This window comes from Pseudomonas sp. MF6747 (assembly GCF_963890955.1).
Taxonomy (GTDB): domain Bacteria; phylum Pseudomonadota; class Gammaproteobacteria; order Pseudomonadales; family Pseudomonadaceae; genus Aquipseudomonas.
In genome coordinates this window covers 66,547-82,995 of sequence record NZ_CAWPSZ010000034.1, presented here as the reverse complement: position 1 = coordinate 82,995, position 16,449 = coordinate 66,547, and the positions used below count along the sequence as shown (strand labels likewise).

Sequence of the window (16,449 nt, the reverse complement as noted above, 5' to 3'; positions counted from 1 at the left end):
AGAAGGTCAGGCGCCTTGTAAGAGAACGCCCATGGCCACACAAGAAAAGAGATCGCGAAAAATGTCCGGCGCGCCCACCCCGCTGCTCACTGCGTTGCTGATCGACGGCGAACTGGTCCAGGGCCAGGGGCTTGGCGAGCCGATCATCAACCCGGCCAGCGGTGAAGTTCTCACCCAGATCGCCGAAGCCAGCAGCGAGCAGGTCGAAAGCGCCATCCTCGCCGCTCATCGCGCCTTTGCCGGTTGGTCGCGGACCACGCCGCAGCAACGCTCGAACATCCTGCTGGGGATTGCCGACGCCATTGAAAAACAAGCCGACTACCTCGCCCGCCTGGAATCGCTGAACTGCGGCAAGCCGTTGCACCTGGCGCGCCAGGATGATTTGAGCGCCACCGTGGATGTATTCCGCTTTTTCGCCGGTGCCGTGCGTTGCCAGACCGGCCAGCTCAGCGGCGAATACCTGCCCGGCTACACCAGCATGGTGCGCCGCGACCCGATTGGCGTCGTCGCCTCGATTGCGCCGTGGAACTACCCGCTGATGATGGCCGCCTGGAAAATCGCCCCGGCACTGGCCGCCGGTAACACGCTGGTGTTCAAACCGTCAGAACATACGCCGCTGTCGATCCTGGCTCTGGCCCCCGTCCTCAAGGACCTGCTGCCGCGCGGGGTGATCAACATCCTGTGTGGCGGCGGTGAAGGCGTTGGCAGTCACTTGGTCAGCCATCCCAAAGTGCGCATGGTTTCGCTGACCGGCGATATCGTCACCGGGCAGAAGATTCTGCAGGCCGCCTCCAAAACCCTCAAACGCACGCACTTGGAACTGGGCGGCAAGGCGCCGGTGATCGTGTGCAACGACGCCGACCTGCAGGCCGTGGTCGAAGGCGTGCGCGCCTACGGTTACTACAATGCCGGCCAGGATTGCACCGCCGCCTGCCGCATCTATGCCCAGGCCGGCATTCACGACAAATTGGTCGCCGACCTCGGCGCTGCCGTCAGCAGCCTGCGCTTTGCCGGCAAGCGCGATGCCGACAACGAACTCGGCCCGCTGATCAGCACGCGCCAGCGCGACCGCGTTGCCAGTTTTGTCGAGCGCGCCCTTGGCCAGCCGCATATCGAGCGCGTCACCGGTGCGGCCGTGCACTCCGGCGCCGGCTTCTATTACCAGCCGACATTGCTGGCCGGTTGCAAACAGAACGATGAAATCGTGCAGCGCGAAGTGTTTGGCCCGGTGGTTACCGTGACCCGCTTCGACGAACTGGAACAGGCGGTGGATTGGGCCAACGACTCCGAATACGGCCTGGCCTCTTCCGTCTGGACCCAGAACCTGGACAAGGCCATGCAAGTGGCGTCGCGCCTGCAATACGGCTGCACCTGGATCAACAGTCATTTCATGCTGGTCAGCGAAATGCCCCACGGCGGCTTGAAGCGCTCGGGGTATGGCAAAGACCTGTCCAGCGATTCGCTGCAGGACTACAGCGTGGTGCGCCACATCATGGCCCGCCACGGCCAGCACCTTTAAAACAACAACGACGCTCACGCATTACCTGCTGCACAAACTGCCCCGACCATAATTAAAGAAGAGGGAACCCCCATGTCTGCGCACAAGACCGCACTGCTCAGTGCCCTGACCACCGCGCTGCTGGCCAGCGCCAGCCTGCAGGCCGCCGAACCGCTCAAGGCGGTGGGCGCCGGTGAAGGCCAGTTGGATATCGTCGCCTGGCCCGGCTACATCGAACGTGGCGAAAGCGACAAGGCCTACGACTGGGTCACCGGTTTCGAGAAGGAAACCGGCTGCAAGGTCAATGTGAAAACCGCCGCCACCTCCGACGAAATGGTCAGCCTGATGGCCAAGGGCGGTTATGACCTGGTCACCGCTTCCGGCGACGCGTCGCTGCGCTTGATCGGCGGCAAGCGCGTGCAGCCGATCAATACGGCGCTGATCCCGAACTGGAAAAACATCGACCCGCGTCTCAAGGATGCCCCGTGGTACGTGGTCGGCCAGCAAACGTACGGCACTCCGTACCAGTGGGGCCCGAACGTGTTGATGTACAACACCAACGTGTTCAAGACCGCGCCCACCAGTTGGAATGTGGTGTTCCAGGCGCAGGACCTGCCGGACGGCAAGCCGAACAAGGGCCGCGTGCAAGCCTATGACGGCCCGATCTACATTGCCGACGCGGCGCTGTACCTCAAGAGCACCAAGCCGGAACTGGGCATCGAGAACCCGTACGAGCTGACCGAAACCCAGTACAAGGCCGTGCTCGAATTGCTGCGCGCCCAGCAACCGTTGATCCACCGCTACTGGCACGACACCACCGTGCAGATGAGCGACTTCAAAAACGAAGGCGTGGTGGCCTCCAGCGCCTGGCCGTATCAGGTCAACGGCCTGGTCAACGAGAAGCAGCCGATTGCCTCGACCATCCCCAAAGAAGGCGCCACCGGCTGGGCGGACACCACCATGCTGCATGCCGAGGCCAAGCACCCGAACTGCGCCTACAAGTGGATGGACTGGTCGCTGCAGCCCAAAGTCCAGGGCGATGTCGCTGCCTGGTTCGGCTCGCTGCCGGCGGTGCCTGCGGCCTGTAAGGAAAGTGAATTGCTGGGCGCCGAAGGGTGCAAGACCAACGGCTTCGACCAGTTCGACAAGATCGCCTTCTGGAAAACCCCGCAGGCTGAAGGCGGCAAGTTCGTGCCGTACAGCCGCTGGACCCAGGATTACATCGCGATCATGGGCGGCAGGTAAGACCCTGCAGACGGCATAGATCCCCTGTGGAAGAGGGCTTGCCCCCGAGAGCGATGTGTCAGCCAACCTATCGGTCACTGACCAACTGCTATCGGGGGCAAGTCCCCTCCCACATTGACCGCATTCACAGATGTTTGATTTTTCAGAAGTCCAGGCCGGGCCGCTGCGACGACCCGCGCCTTTTTGGAGCACCGCACCATGACGCTTGCAGTCCAATTCACCCACGTTTCCCGTCAGTTCGGCGAAGTGAAAGCCGTTGACCGGGTTTGCATCGATATCCAGGACGGCGAGTTCTTTTCCATGCTCGGCCCTTCCGGCTCCGGCAAGACCACGTGCCTGCGCCTGATTGCCGGGTTCGAGCAGCCGAGCGCAGGCTCGATCCGTATTCATGGCGAGGAAGCCGCCGGCTTGCCGCCGTATCAGCGCGACGTAAACACCGTGTTCCAGGATTACGCACTGTTCCCACACATGAATGTGCGCGACAACGTGGCCTACGGCCTCAAGGTCAAAGGCATCGGCAAGACCGAACGCCTGAACCGCGCCGAAGAAGCCTTGGGCATGGTCGCCCTCGGCGGCTATGGCGAGCGCAAGCCGGTGCAGCTCTCTGGTGGCCAGCGCCAACGGGTGGCCCTGGCCCGCGCGCTGGTCAACCGCCCCCGCGTGTTGCTGCTCGACGAACCGCTGGGCGCCCTCGACTTGAAGCTGCGCGAACAAATGCAAAGCGAGCTGAAAAAGCTGCAGCGCCAGCTCGGCATCACCTTCATCTTCGTCACCCATGACCAGACCGAAGCGCTGTCGATGTCTGACCGCGTGGCCGTGTTCAACAAGGGCCGCATTGAACAGGTTGATACCCCGCGCAACCTGTATATGAAACCGGCGACCACTTTCGTCGCCGAGTTTGTCGGCACCTCCAACGTGATTCGCGGCGAGCTGGCCCAACACCTCAGCGGCAGTGCGCAGCCATTTTCGATTCGCCCGGAACACGTGCGTTTTGCCGAAGGCCCGCTGGGCGCCGGCGACGTCGAAGTCAGCGGTTTGCTCCACGACATTCAGTACCAGGGCAGCGCCACCCGCTATGAGTTGAAACTGGAAAACGGCCAGGCGCTGAACATCAGCCAGGCCAACACCCAATGGCTGGACATCAGCAGCGGCCATCAGGTCGGCCAGTCGATCACCGCGCGCTGGGCGCGGGAAGCCATGACCCCGCTGACCGATACCGCAGGCGAGGTGTGACATGAGCCTGGCCCTTTCCCAACCGCCGATGCGCAGGTTTTCGAACCTGCTGTACAAGAAGCCCAACCTGTACCTGGCGATGCTGTTGATACCGCCGCTGATCTGGTTCGGCGCGATCTACCTGGGCTCGCTGCTGACCCTGCTGTGGCAAGGTTTCTACACGTTTGACGACTTCACCATGGCGGTCACGCCAGACCTGACCCTGGCCAACTTCGCCGCGCTGTTCCAGCCGTCGAACTTCGACATCATCGTGCGCACCTTGAGCATGGCGATTGTGGTGTCGATCGCCAGTGCCGTGGTGGCCTTCCCCATCGCCTACTACATGGCGCGCTACACCACCGGCAAGACCAAGGCGTTTTTCTACATCGCGGTGATGATGCCGATGTGGGCCAGCTACATCGTCAAGGCGTATGCCTGGACCTTGCTGCTGGCCAAGGGCGGCGTGGCGCAGTGGTTCGTGCAGCATTTGGGCTTGGAACCCCTGTTGCAGTTCGTGCTGGGCATTCCCGGCGTGGGCGGCAGCACCTTGAGCACCTCGCACCTGGGGCGATTCATGGTGTTCGTCTACATCTGGCTGCCGTTCATGATTCTGCCGATCCAGGCTTCGCTGGAGCGTTTGCCGCCGTCGCTGCTGCAAGCCTCGGCCGACTTGGGCGCCAAGCCGCGCCAGACCTTCATGCAGGTGATTTTGCCGCTGTCGGTGCCGGGCATTGCTGCCGGCTCGATCTTCACGTTTTCGCTGACCCTGGGCGACTTCATCGTGCCGCAACTGGTGGGCCCGCCGGGGTACTTCGTCGGCGGCATGGTCTACGCGCAGCAAGGCGCCATCGGCAACATGCCCATGGCCGCTGCATTCACCCTGGTGCCGATCGTGCTGATCGCGGCTTACCTGTCCATCGTCAAACGCCTGGGGGCCTTCGATGCACTCTGAAAAAGCCTCACTGGGTTTAAAAATCGCGGCCTGGGGCGGGTTGGTTTTCCTGCATTTCCCGATCCTGATCATCTTCCTCTACGCCTTCAACACCGAAGAAGCCGCGTTCAGCTTTCCGCCCCAGGGCTTTACCCTGAAGTGGTTCAGCGTGGCCTTCGCCCGGCCGGATGTACTGGAAGCGATCAAGCTGTCGCTGCAGATCGCCGCCATCGCCACCCTGATCGCCATGGTGCTTGGCACATTGGCTTCGGCCGCGTTGTATCGCCGTGAGTTCTTCGGCAAGCAAGGCGTGTCGCTGATGCTGATCCTGCCGATTGCGCTGCCGGGCATCATCACCGGTATCGCGCTGCTGGCGACGTTTAAAACGCTGGGGATCGAGCCGGGGATGTTCACCATCATCGTCGGCCACGCGACCTTCTGTGTGGTGATTGTCTACAACAACGTCATCGCGCGTTTGCGCCGCACGTCCCACAGCCTGATCGAAGCCTCGATGGACCTGGGCGCCGACGGCTGGCAGACCTTCCGCTACATCATCATGCCCAACCTGGGCTCGGCGCTGCTGGCCGGCGGCATGCTCGCGTTTGCGCTGTCGTTCGACGAAATCATCGTCACCACCTTCACCGCCGGCCATGAGCGCACCTTGCCGCTGTGGCTGCTCAACCAGCTGAGTCGCCCTCGCGATGTGCCGGTGACCAACGTGGTGGCGATGCTGGTGATGCTGGTCACGATGTTCCCGATTCTCGGTGCCTATTACCTGACACGCGGCGGTGAAAGCGTGGCCGGGAGTGGCGGTAAATAACGGTGCCATTGAAGGAACACGGTTCAAATGTGGGGGGCCTGCCCCCGATGGCAGTGGGTCAGTTGTAGAGGGTATGACTGGAAGATTGCTATCGGGGGCAAGCCCCCTCCCACATTTAGAGCCAGTTTATTCAAGGAAATAACGATAGTTGGTGGAGAGCTGAACCATGCAAACCAAATTACTGATCAATGGCCATCTGGTCGAAGGCGAGGGCCCGGCCCAAGCGGTATTCAACCCGGCACTCGGCCGCGTGCTGGTGGAAATCAAGGAAGCCAGCGAAGCCCAGGTCGACGCCGCCGTGCGTGCGGCCGATGCAGCCTTCGAAGGCTGGTCGCAAACCGCGCCGAAAGATCGCTCGCTGTTGCTGCTCAAACTCGCGGACGCGATCGAGGCCCATGGCGAAGAACTGGCCAAGCTTGAATCGGACAACTGCGGCAAACCCTACAGCGCCGCGCTGAACGACGAGATCCCGGCAGTTGCCGACGTGTTCCGTTTCTTCGCAGGCGCCAGCCGGTGCATGAGCGGTTCGGCCGGCGGTGAATACCTGCCGGGCCACACCTCGATGATCCGCCGCGACCCGGTGGGCGTGATCGCGTCCATCGCGCCGTGGAACTACCCGCTGATGATGGTCGCCTGGAAAATCGCCCCCGCACTCGCTGCCGGTAATACCGTGGTGCTCAAGCCGTCGGAACAAACCCCGCTGACAGCGCTGCGCCTGGTCGAACTGGCGTCGGAAATCTTCCCAGCCGGTGTACTCAACCTGGTGTTTGGCCGTGGGCCGACCGTGGGCAGCCCGCTGGTCAATCACCCGAAAGTGCGCATGGTCTCGCTGACCGGCTCCATCGCCACCGGTGCGAACATCATCTCCAGCACCGCCGACAGCGTGAAGCGCATGCACATGGAGCTGGGTGGCAAGGCGCCGGTGATCATCTTCAACGACGCGGACATCGACGCGGCCGTCGAAGGCATTCGCACCTTCGGCTTCTATAACGCTGGCCAGGACTGCACCGCCGCCTGCCGCATCTATGCCCAGGCAGACATCTACGAGGCGTTTGTCGAGAAACTCGGCGCGGCAGTCGCCAGCATCAAGTACGGCTTGCAGGATGACCCGGCCACCGAACTGGGCCCGCTGATCACCGCACAACACCGCGACCGCGTGGCCGGGTTTGTTGAACGCGCCGTGGCTCAGTCGCACATCCGCCTGGTCACGGGTGGCAAGGCGGTGGAAGGCAATGGGTTCTTCTTTGAGCCTACGGTGTTGGCGGATGCGCAACAGGACGATGAAATCGTGCGCCGCGAGGTATTTGGCCCGGTGGTGTCGGTGACCAGGTTCACCGATGAAGCGCAGGTATTGGGTTGGGCCAATGATTCGGACTACGGGCTGGCGTCGTCCGTATGGACCGCCGATGTAGGCCGTGCCCATCGCCTGGCCGCACGCCTGCAGTATGGCTGCACCTGGGTGAACACCCACTTCATGCTCGTCAGCGAAATGCCCCACGGCGGTCAGAAACTGTCGGGGTATGGCAAGGACATGTCCATGTACGGGTTGGAGGACTACACCACCGTCCGGCATGTGATGTTCAAGCACTGACACCCTGCCCTGTGGGAGCGGGCTTGCCCGCGAATGCGGTCCATCAGGCACACCTGTGTGGAGTGACACACCGTATTCGCGAGCAAGCCCGTTCCCGCAAGGGATCTTCTTATAACAATAAAAATTCGCAGGTTCTTCCCATGGACATCACCCGCCGCGACTTCCTCAACGGCGTCGCTATTACCCTTGCCGCCAGCATGACCCCGCTGCAATTGCTCCAGGCCGCGCCCGATGGCCGTTACTACCCACCCGCCCTCACCGGCTTGCGCGGCAGCCATGTCGGCTCGTTCGAGGTGGCACACCAGATGGGCTGGGAAAAGAAGGTGTTCGCCACCGAGCAACTGCCGATCACCGAGGACTATGACCTGGTGGTGGTCGGCGGCGGCCTGAGTGGCTTGTCGGCCGCCTGGTTCTATCGCGAGAAGCACCCGAAGGCGAAAATCCTGATCCTGGAGAACCACGACGACTTCGGCGGCCACGCCAAGCGCAATGAATTCCAGGCCGGTGGCCGCATGATCATCGGCTACGGCGGCAGTGAGGCCTTCCAGTCGCCGAAACACCTCTACAGTCAACACGTGAATGGCTTGCTGAAAAAGCTCGGGGTGAATATCCAGCGTTTCGAAACCGCCTTCGACCGCCAGTTCTACCCTGGCCTGGGGCTGTCGCGCGGGGTGTTTTTCGACAAGGAAAACTTCGGCGAAGACAAGCTGGTGACCGGCGACCCGACGCCGATGGTGGCCGACGACATCGCCCCGGACCAATTGAACGCGCGCGCCATCAGTGACTTCATCAATGACTTTCCCTTGCCGCCGGCAGACCGTCAGGCATTGATCGAACTGCACACGGCGCCCAAGGATTACCTGGCGGGTAAATCCGCAGAGGAAAAAGCCGCCTACCTTGCCGCCACCAGCTACCGCGATTTTCTGCTCAAGAACGTCGGGTTGTCGGAAGGCGCGGTGAAGTACTTCCAAAGCCGCACCAATGACTTCATGGCGTTGAGCATTGATGCGGTGGCGGCGGCCGATGCTTACAGCGTAGGTTTCCCAGGCTTCGGCGGGATGAACCTGGCGCCGATCAGCGAAGAGGCGGCGGCGGAAATGGAAGAGCCCTACATCTACCACTTCCCGGATGGCAACGCGTCGGTGGCACGCCTGCTGGTGCGCAGCCTGATCCCGGGCGTGGCGCCGGGGCACACCATGGACGATATCGTGTTGGCGGCGTTCGACTACGCCAAGCTCGACCAGCCCAAGGCCGCGGTACGGCTGCGACTCAACAGCACGGCGGTGAGTGTGCGCAACGTCGGCGATGGCGTGCACATCGGCTACAGCCGTGGCGGCCAAGTCGCACAGGTGCGCGGTAAACGCTGCATCCTGGCCTGCTACAACATGATGATTCCGTACCTGCTCAAAGACCTGCCGGCAGCGCAGGCGCATGCGCTGAGCCAAAACGTGAAATACCCGCTGGTGTACACCAAAGTGGTGATCCGTAATTGGCAGTCGTTCCAGAAACTGGGCGTGCATGAGATTTATGCAGCGACCCAGCCTTACAGCCGAATCAAACTGGACTACCCGGTGAGCATGGGTGGCTACGATCACCCGCACGACCCGACACAGCCGATTGGCTTGCACATGGTGTACGTACCCACCAGCCCCAACAGCGGCATGAACGCCCGCGACCAGGCGCGCGCCGGGCGAGGCAAGCTGTACGGGCAGACGTTCGAGCAGTTGGAAGCGCAATTGCGGGATCAGTTGCAACGCATGCTCGGCCCGGGTGGGTTCAACCACGAGACCGACATTCTGGCGATCACTGTCAACCGCTGGTCACACGGTTATGCGACGTTCTCCAACAGCTTGTTTGATGACGCCAATGACAGTGAGGCGTGGATGAAGCTGGCGAAAAAGCCGGTGGGGCATGTGAGCATCGCCAACTCGGATGCGGCGTGGAGCGCGTATGCGCATGCGGCGATTGATGAGGCGTATCGGGCGGTGGGTGAAGTAGCCTGAAATAAGGCCTATAGGCCAATACAGGTTCCATTGTGGGAGCGGGCGTGCTCGCGAATGCGCTGTGTCAGTCTCGGGATTTAATGACTGATTCAAACCTTTCGCGAGCAAGCCCGCTCCCACATTGGCTCTTCATCATTTTTGAGTAAGGTGTTGGACCGAGCCCCCGGAAATAACTTGTTTCACATGCAAGGCCATCACGCCGCCATCAATCAATTTTCCTACGTCACCGAACCGCTTAAGCTATCCGGCGTCTGTTTATAGTCCGTTGCGTTTGGCCGAAGGCATGTCCGAACCGTTATTTCTGATCCAGCACGTGCCAGGAACGGCGCGGGATTTGCTCACGACAGGTTGTCTCTATGCATCGCAGGAATTTGCTTAAAGCGTCCATGGCCATTGCGGCTTACACCGGTTTGTCGGCCAGTGGCCTGCTGGCCGCGCAGGCCTGGGCCGGTAACCGTGCCGCCGATGGCAAGGCCGTGGCGTTTGACTTTGAAACACTCAAAGCCCAGGCCAAACAGCTCGCCGGCACCGCGTATAAAGACACCAGACAGGTGCTGCCGCCGACCCTGGCAAACATGACGCCGCAGAATTTCAATGCCATCGGCTACGACGGCAACCATTCGCTGTGGAAGGAATTGAACGGCCAGCTCGACGTGCAGTTTTTCCACGTCGGCATGGGTTTCAAGACGCCGGTGCGCATGCACAGCGTCGACCCCAAGACCCGTGAAGCCCGCGAGGTGCATTTCCGCCCGTCGTTGTTCAACTATGAAAAAACCACGGTGGACACCAAGCAACTGACCGGCGACTTGGGTTTCGCAGGTTTCAAGCTGTTCAAGGCGCCGGAGCTGGATCGCCATGACGTGCTGTCGTTCCTTGGCGCCAGCTACTTCCGTGCGGTGGATTCCACCGGCCAGTACGGCCTTTCCGCACGTGGCCTGGCGATTGATACCTACGCGAAAAAACGCGAAGAATTCCCCGACTTTACGCAGTTCTGGTTCGAAACCCCGGCCAAGGACGCCACGCATTTTGTGGTCTATGCCCTGCTCGACTCGCCGAGCGCCACCGGTGCCTACCGCTTCGACATCGATTGCCAGGCCAATCAGGTAGTGATGGCCATCGACGCGAACATCAATGCGCGCACCGCCATCGAACAACTGGGCATCGCGGCGATGACCAGCATGTTCAGCTGCGGCACCGTTGAGCGCCGTATGTGCGACACCATCCACCCGCAGATCCACGATTCTGACCGCCTGGCGATGTGGCGCGGCAATGGCGAGTGGATCTGCCGCCCGCTGAACAACCCGGCCACACTGCAATTCAACGCGTTCGCCGACACCGACCCTAAAGGCTTCGGCCTGGTGCAGACCGACCATGAGTTCGCCAGCTACCAGGACACCGTCGACTGGTACAGCAAGCGCCCAAGCCTGTGGGTTGAACCGACGACCGCATGGGGCGAAGGCTCCATCGACCTGTTGGAAATCCCCACCACCGGCGAAACCCTGGACAACATCGTGGCCTTCTGGACCCCGAAAAAGCCCGTGGCCGCCGGCGATTCACTCAACTATGGCTACAAGCTGTACTGGAGCGCATTGCCACCGGTGAGCACGCCGCTGGCGCAAGTCGATGCCACCCGTTCAGGCATGGGCGGCTTCACCGAAGGTTGGGCACCGGGCGAGCACTACCCCGAAGTGTGGGCGCGCCGCTTTGCCGTGGACTTCAAGGGCGGCGGCCTGGACCGGCTGCCAGCCGGCACTGGCATCGAGCCCGTGGTGACTTGCTCGCACGGTGAAGTGAAAGACTTCAGCGTGCTGGTGCTCGACAACATCAAGGGCTATCGCATTCTGTTCGATTGGTACCCGACCAGCGACAGCGTCGAGCCGGTGGAATTGCGGCTGTTTATCCGCACCCAGGACCGCACCTTGAGTGAAACCTGGTTGTACCAGTACTTCCCGCCTGCACCGGACAAGCGCAAGTACACCTGACCCACAAAGTGGGGGCTGGCTAGCCAGCGCCCACACGGTTTCAGGGCTGTCTAAAACCGCGACACACTCTTCATCGCCCCTATCAGATACCGCATCGCGACCTGATCGTTTTCGGTCAGGGCGCGATATTGCGCCAGCAATTCGGCTTCATCCGAACTCAACCTGCGGCCACGCAAGAACATCCTGCGGGTCAGAAAAGACGCCACCACACCCGCTACACCATAGGACTTGGCCATGGACTGTTTCTCCTGATATCGATCTAAGACTCCTGTCGCCCATCACCCACCTTCCCTGAGGCGCAATGCCTTCGCGGACACACCGACTGACTCCCTGGGCCAGAAATCAGACTTACCTTAAGCGTAGAAACAATCTCGTCACGTGTGGGATTTTTTTAGAGTATTAACTTAAATAATTCGCTTAGGTAACAAAGACCTACAACCCTTTCGCACGCAGCAACCGCCAGCGCTGGAAGTTGTAAGAAACGCGCGCAAGAAAAAACCCACCGGGTCAGGGTGGGTTTCGGTGAACCAGGCACTGATCAGTCGCGCAGATCAGACTCATGAATCGGCTGATCACGATGGGTCGCCCGTTGGTACTGCGCCGGCCACGTCGCCTGGCGCCCGCCCAAGTCATCGTCGGCATGCAGCGGCCAGTACGGGTCACGCAACAGCTCGCGGGCCAGGAAAATGATATCGGCCTGACACGTGCGCAGAATGTGCTCGGCCTGGGCCGGCTCGGTAATCATGCCGACCGTGCCGGTGGCGATGCCCGACTCTTTGCGCACCCGCTCGGCAAAGCGCGTCTGGTAGCCGGGGCCAGTGGGGATCTCGGCGTTGGCGGCGGTGCCACCGGACGACACGTCGATCAGGTCTACGCCCAGGTCTTTGAGGCGGCGCGCCAGTTCCACGGTTTCATCCGGGTTCCAGCCGTCTTCCACCCAGTCGGTGGCCGACACGCGCACAAACAGCGGCAACTCCTGTGGCCAGACCTCACGCACAGCCTGGGTTACTTCCAGCACCAGCCGTATGCGGTTTTCAAACGAGCCACCGTAGTGGTCCTGGCGCTGATTGCTGATGGGCGACAGGAATTGATGCAGCAGGTAACCGTGGGCCGCATGGATTTCCACCACCTCGAAACCCGCCGTAAGCGCGCGTTTGGCAGCGGCGACAAAATCGGCGATCACTTGCTGGATTTGCGCATCATCCAATGGTTTGGGCTGGGTGTGGTTGGGATCAAAGGCAATCGGCGAAGGCCCAACCGGCACCCAGCCGCCCTCTTCCGGCTTGACGCTGCCGTGCTTGCCGATCCACGGCCGGTGCGTGCTGGCCTTGCGCCCAGCGTGCGCCAGTTGAATGCCTGCCACTGCGCCTTGGGCAGCAATGAAACGCGTGATGCGTTGCAACGGTTCGATCTGTGCGTCGTTCCACAGGCCCAGGTCCTGGGCAGTGATGCGGCCATCGGCGGTCACGGCGGTGGCTTCGGTGAAAATCAGCCCGGCGCCGCCCACGGCGCGGCTGCCAAGGTGCACCAGGTGCCAGTCATTGGCCAGGCCATCGTCGGATGAGTACTGGCACATCGGCGAGACGGCAATCCGGTTGAGCAGGGTCAATTGGCGGAGGGTGTAGGGTTCGAGCAGCTGACTCATGGCGCACCTCTTCTGGGTTCTGTGGGCACTATTCAAACAGTGCTTAGAGCCTAGTCGACAACGGTGGCTTGCATAGGGTTCAGATGGAAAACGGGAGCCGATTGCCGGCTCCCGTGCAGCAGCGGCTTACATTTCGACCTGGGTGCCCAACTCGATCACCCGGTTGACCGGGAGTTTGAAGAAGCGCAGGTTGCCGTTGGCGTTCTTCAACATGAAGGCAAACAGGCTTTCTCGCCAACGGGCCATGCCCTTGATGCGCGAGGCAATCACCGTTTCGCGGCTGAGGAAGTAGGTGGTGCGCATCGGGCTGAAATCCAGGTCGTCCAGATGGCACAGCTTGAGTGCTTCGGGCACGTCCGGCTCATCGGTAAACCCGAAGTGCAGGATCACCCGGAAGAACCCTTCCCCGTAGGCGTCCACCTCAAAGCGCCGCGAGGCCGGCACACGCGGAATGTCTTCGTAGACCACCGTCAGCATCACCACTTGCTCATGCAACACCTGGTTGTGCAGCAGGTTGTGCAACAGCGCGTGGGGCACGGCATCCGGGCGCGCGGTGAGGAACACCGCGGTGCCCTGCACGCGATGAGGCGGCTGCACGCGAATACTGCTGATGAAGATCGGCAACGGCAGGCCGCCCTCGTCGAGGTGGTCCATCAGCAGTTCCTTGCCGCGTTTCCACGTGGTCATCAGGATAAACAGCACAATCCCCGCCAACACCGGGAAGGCACCGCCCTGCACGATCTTCGGCACGTTGGCGGCGAAGAACAGCCCATCGACCAACAGGAAGCCGATCAACACAGGAATCGCCAGCACGGGCGGCCATTTCCACAGCAGCAGCATTACCGCCGACACCAGGATGCTGGTGATCAGCATGGTGCCCGTCACTGCCACGCCGTACGCCGAGGCCAAGGCGTTCGAAGATTCGAAGCCCAGCACCAGCAGGATCACGCCGACCATCAGCGACCAGTTCACCGCGCCGATATAGATCTGGCCCTGCTCGGCACTGGAGGTGTGCTGGATATGCATGCGCGGGATGTAACCCAACTGGATGGCCTGGCGGGTCAGCGAGAACGCGCCGGAAATCACCGCCTGGGAGGCAATCACCGTAGCCAGGGTCGACAGTGCCACGAGCGGGATCAACGCCCAGTCCGGCGCCAGCAGGTAGAACGGGTTGCGCGCAGCTTCCGGGTTTTCCAGCAGCAAGGCGCCCTGGCCGAAGTAGTTGAGCACCAGCGCCGGCAGCACCAACGCGAACCATGCGCGCGCAATCGGCTTGCGGCCGAAGTGGCCCATGTCGGCGTACAGCGCTTCGGCACCGGTCAACGCCAGCACCACCGCGCCGAGAATCGCCACGCCCATGCCGGGGTGGACGACAAAGAAGCGCACGCCCCACACCGGGTTCAGTGCATTAAGAACTTCCGGATGTTGCGCAATGCCATGGATGCCGAGCCCGGCCAGTACCAGGAACCACACCACCATCACCGGCCCGAACAGTTTGCCGATGCGGTCGGTGCCGTGTTTCTGGATCAGGAACAGGCCCACCAGCACCACCAAAGACAGCGGCACCACCCAACGCTCCAGTCCATCAAAGGCCAGTTCCAGGCCCTCGACCGCCGACAACACCGAGATCGCCGGGGTGATCATGCTGTCGCCGTAAAACAGCGCCGCGCCGATCAGACCAAGGATCACCAGCACCGAACGCAATTTGGGGTACGGCGACGCCGCACGCCGCGCCAGCGCCGTCAGGGCCATGATGCCGCCCTCGCCCTGGTTGTCCGCGCGCAGGATAAACAGCACGTACTTGATCGAGACGACCCACACCAGCGACCAGAAAATCAGCGCCAGAATGCCGAAGACCCCGTCATGGTTGACTTGAACTCCGTAACCACCAGTAAACACTTCTTTAAGGGTATAGAGCGGGCTGGTACCGATATCGCCGTAAACCACCCCGACTGCCGCCACCAGCATGCCAATCGGCTTTGCATTGGAATGCTCGGCACCTGCCGCCTGACTATTTGCCTGACCCATCAACCACTCCTGCCTTTTGACCCAAGGTCTTTTATAAACAACGCGTCTAAGCTGACCGTAGCATGCGCTGTTTTACTTCTCGTAACAGACGTTTTATTGACCCAAGGGTTTTACCCATGCGCAACGGCGCGAAGCATAGCGCAGCACTCGTCGCATTTCCCGGTATAAAGCTGGTCAAGTGCGTTGCCCGTCGCTAGAATTGCGCACTTTTTGATCAGAGGCGCACCAAGCGCCCGCCTACCGCCGTGTCGTGCCCGACTGGCGGCGCCATTCAATACCGAGGTTAGACATGTCCACCACCATCGCAAAAGCCAACCCCAAGGTCGGCTTTGTATCCCTGGGTTGCCCAAAAGATACGCTATCTATCCTTATATGATTCGGCACCTAGCTCGGTTCGCAAGCATCTACAAGGGTTGACAAGGTGATTCGCTGTGCTCAATATAGGTCCACAGCCGTCGAACGGTTGACCAAAGTGTCGGTTAAGTCCGATGCAACATACTGCGCATGCAGACCACAGCCACCTTTAAGGTGGCTGTTCTATTTCTGGGGGTTGTGAATGCACATCTGCTACATCGACGAGTCCGGCGACTCACAACCTGTCCAAAGCAACGTTGACGATAAGCAGCCTATGTTGATCGTTGCAGGGCTTTTTGTGGATGCGCAACGCATCAGCAGAATCACCGACGAGTTCATCAGCCTCAAACGCCGGTTCTATCCCAAGCTCTTCAAAGATGAGAAGCACGCCCTTAACGTGCTACTCAAGGAAATTAAAGGGTCGGACTTGAGGAGCGATGTTAGACGACACCCTGTGACCAATCCACGGATCGAGCATCACTTCAAATTTATCGATGGCGTTCTGAGCATATGCAAAGCTCACGGAATCAAGCTAGTAGCGCGAGCTTGGGTCAAAAAGTACGGTCAAGCTCTTGATGACCGGTCTGTATACACCATCACCGCTCAAAACATCGCGAAGCGGTTCCAGCATTTTCTAATTGACCAAGAATCCCGAGGCATGATCATCGCGGATTTTCGTGACCCTGCGCGTAACCGGTATGTGGCTCACTCAATCTTTACTCAAAAGCACAAACTGGGCAAAGGCGGAGATGCCTATCCCTCTATTGAGGAAGCCGCAGTCTTCGGTATCAGCGACAACCATGCCTGCCTGCAAATTGCGGACCTGATCTGTTCAACTATCCTTTACCCTATCGCTGGCCGCATTGTTTGTGATGGTTCTTTCAACAATGTTCACACCCATCCAAATTACGACTCGATCGTTCAGCGATATTCCAAACGCATCAAGGCTATGCAATATCACTGCGCAGAGAACGGCCAAAGGAGGTGGGGAATTACCGTGGACGACCCGCATGGTCGCCAGACCTCAATTTTCCCCCAACCACAACCTCTAGCACCTACACAAGTGGCCCCGCCACTGCAGGCCAGCTCCAATGATGGGGCTGTGTAGATCACGCGATTTACAAAATCCTAGACCAGGGA

At 60.7% G+C, this 16,449-nt stretch carries 12 protein-coding genes; 9 read left to right on the top strand and 3 right to left on the bottom strand.

Annotated elements, in window-relative coordinates; translation table 11 throughout:
- Window positions 1-61 precede the first annotated feature (61 nt).
- The 8 genes from AACW30_RS22510 to AACW30_RS22475 all read left to right on the top strand — a co-directional run bounded on the left by AACW30_RS22510 (window position 62) and on the right by AACW30_RS22475 (window position 11,282).
- Window positions 62-1,519, top strand: coding sequence for a gamma-aminobutyraldehyde dehydrogenase (locus AACW30_RS22510; RefSeq protein WP_177416146.1), 1,458 nt, complete (start codon window positions 62-64; stop codon window positions 1,517-1,519).
- A 72-nt stretch (window positions 1,520-1,591) separates the two neighbouring features.
- Complete coding sequence (gene ydcS / locus AACW30_RS22505; protein WP_200623430.1) at window positions 1,592-2,743, top strand: putative ABC transporter substrate-binding protein YdcS; 1,152 nt, start codon at window positions 1,592-1,594, stop codon at window positions 2,741-2,743.
- Between the two features lie 198 nt (window positions 2,744-2,941).
- Window positions 2,942-3,976 carry an ABC transporter ATP-binding protein gene (locus tag AACW30_RS22500; RefSeq protein WP_200623429.1) on the top strand — a complete coding sequence of 345 codons (1,035 nt, stop codon included), beginning with the start codon at window positions 2,942-2,944 and terminating at the stop codon, window positions 3,974-3,976.
- Window position 3,977: 1 nt separating this feature from the next.
- On the top strand, window positions 3,978-4,907 hold the full coding sequence (locus AACW30_RS22495; protein WP_200623428.1) for an ABC transporter permease: 930 nt from the start codon (window positions 3,978-3,980) through the stop codon (window positions 4,905-4,907).
- On the top strand, window positions 4,897-5,706 hold the full coding sequence (locus tag AACW30_RS22490) for an ABC transporter permease (protein WP_106577220.1): 810 nt from the start codon (window positions 4,897-4,899) through the stop codon (window positions 5,704-5,706). Before AACW30_RS22495 ends, AACW30_RS22490 begins: the two co-directional genes overlap by 11 nt.
- Before the next feature lie 166 nt (window positions 5,707-5,872).
- Entirely contained in the window at window positions 5,873-7,297 is a 1,425-nt protein-coding gene (locus tag AACW30_RS22485; protein WP_169368333.1) for a gamma-aminobutyraldehyde dehydrogenase, read from the top strand.
- Between the two features lie 140 nt (window positions 7,298-7,437).
- Window positions 7,438-9,300, top strand: coding sequence for an NAD(P)-binding protein (locus AACW30_RS22480; RefSeq protein ID WP_200623427.1), 1,863 nt, complete (start codon window positions 7,438-7,440; stop codon window positions 9,298-9,300).
- A gap of 356 nt (window positions 9,301-9,656) precedes the next feature.
- On the top strand, window positions 9,657-11,282 hold the full coding sequence (locus tag AACW30_RS22475; RefSeq protein ID WP_124416585.1) for a glucan biosynthesis protein D: 1,626 nt from the start codon (window positions 9,657-9,659) through the stop codon (window positions 11,280-11,282).
- Between the two features lie 50 nt (window positions 11,283-11,332).
- Here the strand turns inward: AACW30_RS22475 and AACW30_RS22470 are convergent, their stop codons facing one another.
- From AACW30_RS22470 to AACW30_RS22460, 3 genes are all read right to left on the bottom strand, one after another.
- Window positions 11,333-11,518, bottom strand: a complete 186-nt coding sequence (locus AACW30_RS22470; RefSeq protein ID WP_106577224.1) for a hypothetical protein — start codon at window positions 11,516-11,518, stop codon at window positions 11,333-11,335.
- Window positions 11,519-11,820: 302 nt separating this feature from the next.
- Complete coding sequence (locus AACW30_RS22465; RefSeq protein ID WP_106577225.1) at window positions 11,821-12,927, bottom strand: NADH:flavin oxidoreductase/NADH oxidase; 1,107 nt, start codon at window positions 12,925-12,927, stop codon at window positions 11,821-11,823.
- A 126-nt stretch (window positions 12,928-13,053) separates the two neighbouring features.
- Window positions 13,054-14,955, bottom strand: a complete 1,902-nt coding sequence (locus AACW30_RS22460) for a potassium transporter Kup (protein ID WP_200623426.1) — start codon at window positions 14,953-14,955, stop codon at window positions 13,054-13,056.
- 556 nt (window positions 14,956-15,511) lie between these two features.
- Between AACW30_RS22460 and AACW30_RS22455 the strand changes: the two genes are divergently transcribed.
- Window positions 15,512-16,417 carry a DUF3800 domain-containing protein gene (locus AACW30_RS22455; protein ID WP_200623424.1) on the top strand — a complete coding sequence of 302 codons (906 nt, stop codon included), beginning with the start codon at window positions 15,512-15,514 and terminating at the stop codon, window positions 16,415-16,417.
- Window positions 16,418-16,449 lie beyond the last annotated feature (32 nt).

Bases quoted from the DNA above. Each gene is read 5' to 3' on its own strand.
- AACW30_RS22475 (WP_124416585.1), top strand. From the start codon at position 9,657: ATGCATCGCAGGAATTTGCTTAAAGCGTCCATGGCCATTGCGGCTTAC.
- ydcS (WP_200623430.1), top strand. From the start codon at position 1,592: ATGTCTGCGCACAAGACCGCACTGCTCAGTGCCCTGACCACCGCGCTG.
- AACW30_RS22490 (WP_106577220.1), top strand. From the start codon at position 4,897: ATGCACTCTGAAAAAGCCTCACTGGGTTTAAAAATCGCGGCCTGGGGC.
- AACW30_RS22495 (WP_200623428.1), top strand. From the start codon at position 3,978: ATGAGCCTGGCCCTTTCCCAACCGCCGATGCGCAGGTTTTCGAACCTG.
- AACW30_RS22470 (WP_106577224.1), bottom strand. From the start codon at position 11,518: ATGGCCAAGTCCTATGGTGTAGCGGGTGTGGTGGCGTCTTTTCTGACC.
- AACW30_RS22480 (WP_200623427.1), top strand. From the start codon at position 7,438: ATGGACATCACCCGCCGCGACTTCCTCAACGGCGTCGCTATTACCCTT.
- AACW30_RS22460 (WP_200623426.1), bottom strand. From the start codon at position 14,955: ATGGGTCAGGCAAATAGTCAGGCGGCAGGTGCCGAGCATTCCAATGCA.
- AACW30_RS22465 (WP_106577225.1), bottom strand. From the start codon at position 12,927: ATGAGTCAGCTGCTCGAACCCTACACCCTCCGCCAATTGACCCTGCTC.
- AACW30_RS22510 (WP_177416146.1), top strand. From the start codon at position 62: ATGTCCGGCGCGCCCACCCCGCTGCTCACTGCGTTGCTGATCGACGGC.
- AACW30_RS22500 (WP_200623429.1), top strand. From the start codon at position 2,942: ATGACGCTTGCAGTCCAATTCACCCACGTTTCCCGTCAGTTCGGCGAA.
- AACW30_RS22485 (WP_169368333.1), top strand. From the start codon at position 5,873: ATGCAAACCAAATTACTGATCAATGGCCATCTGGTCGAAGGCGAGGGC.
- AACW30_RS22455 (WP_200623424.1), top strand. From the start codon at position 15,512: ATGCACATCTGCTACATCGACGAGTCCGGCGACTCACAACCTGTCCAA.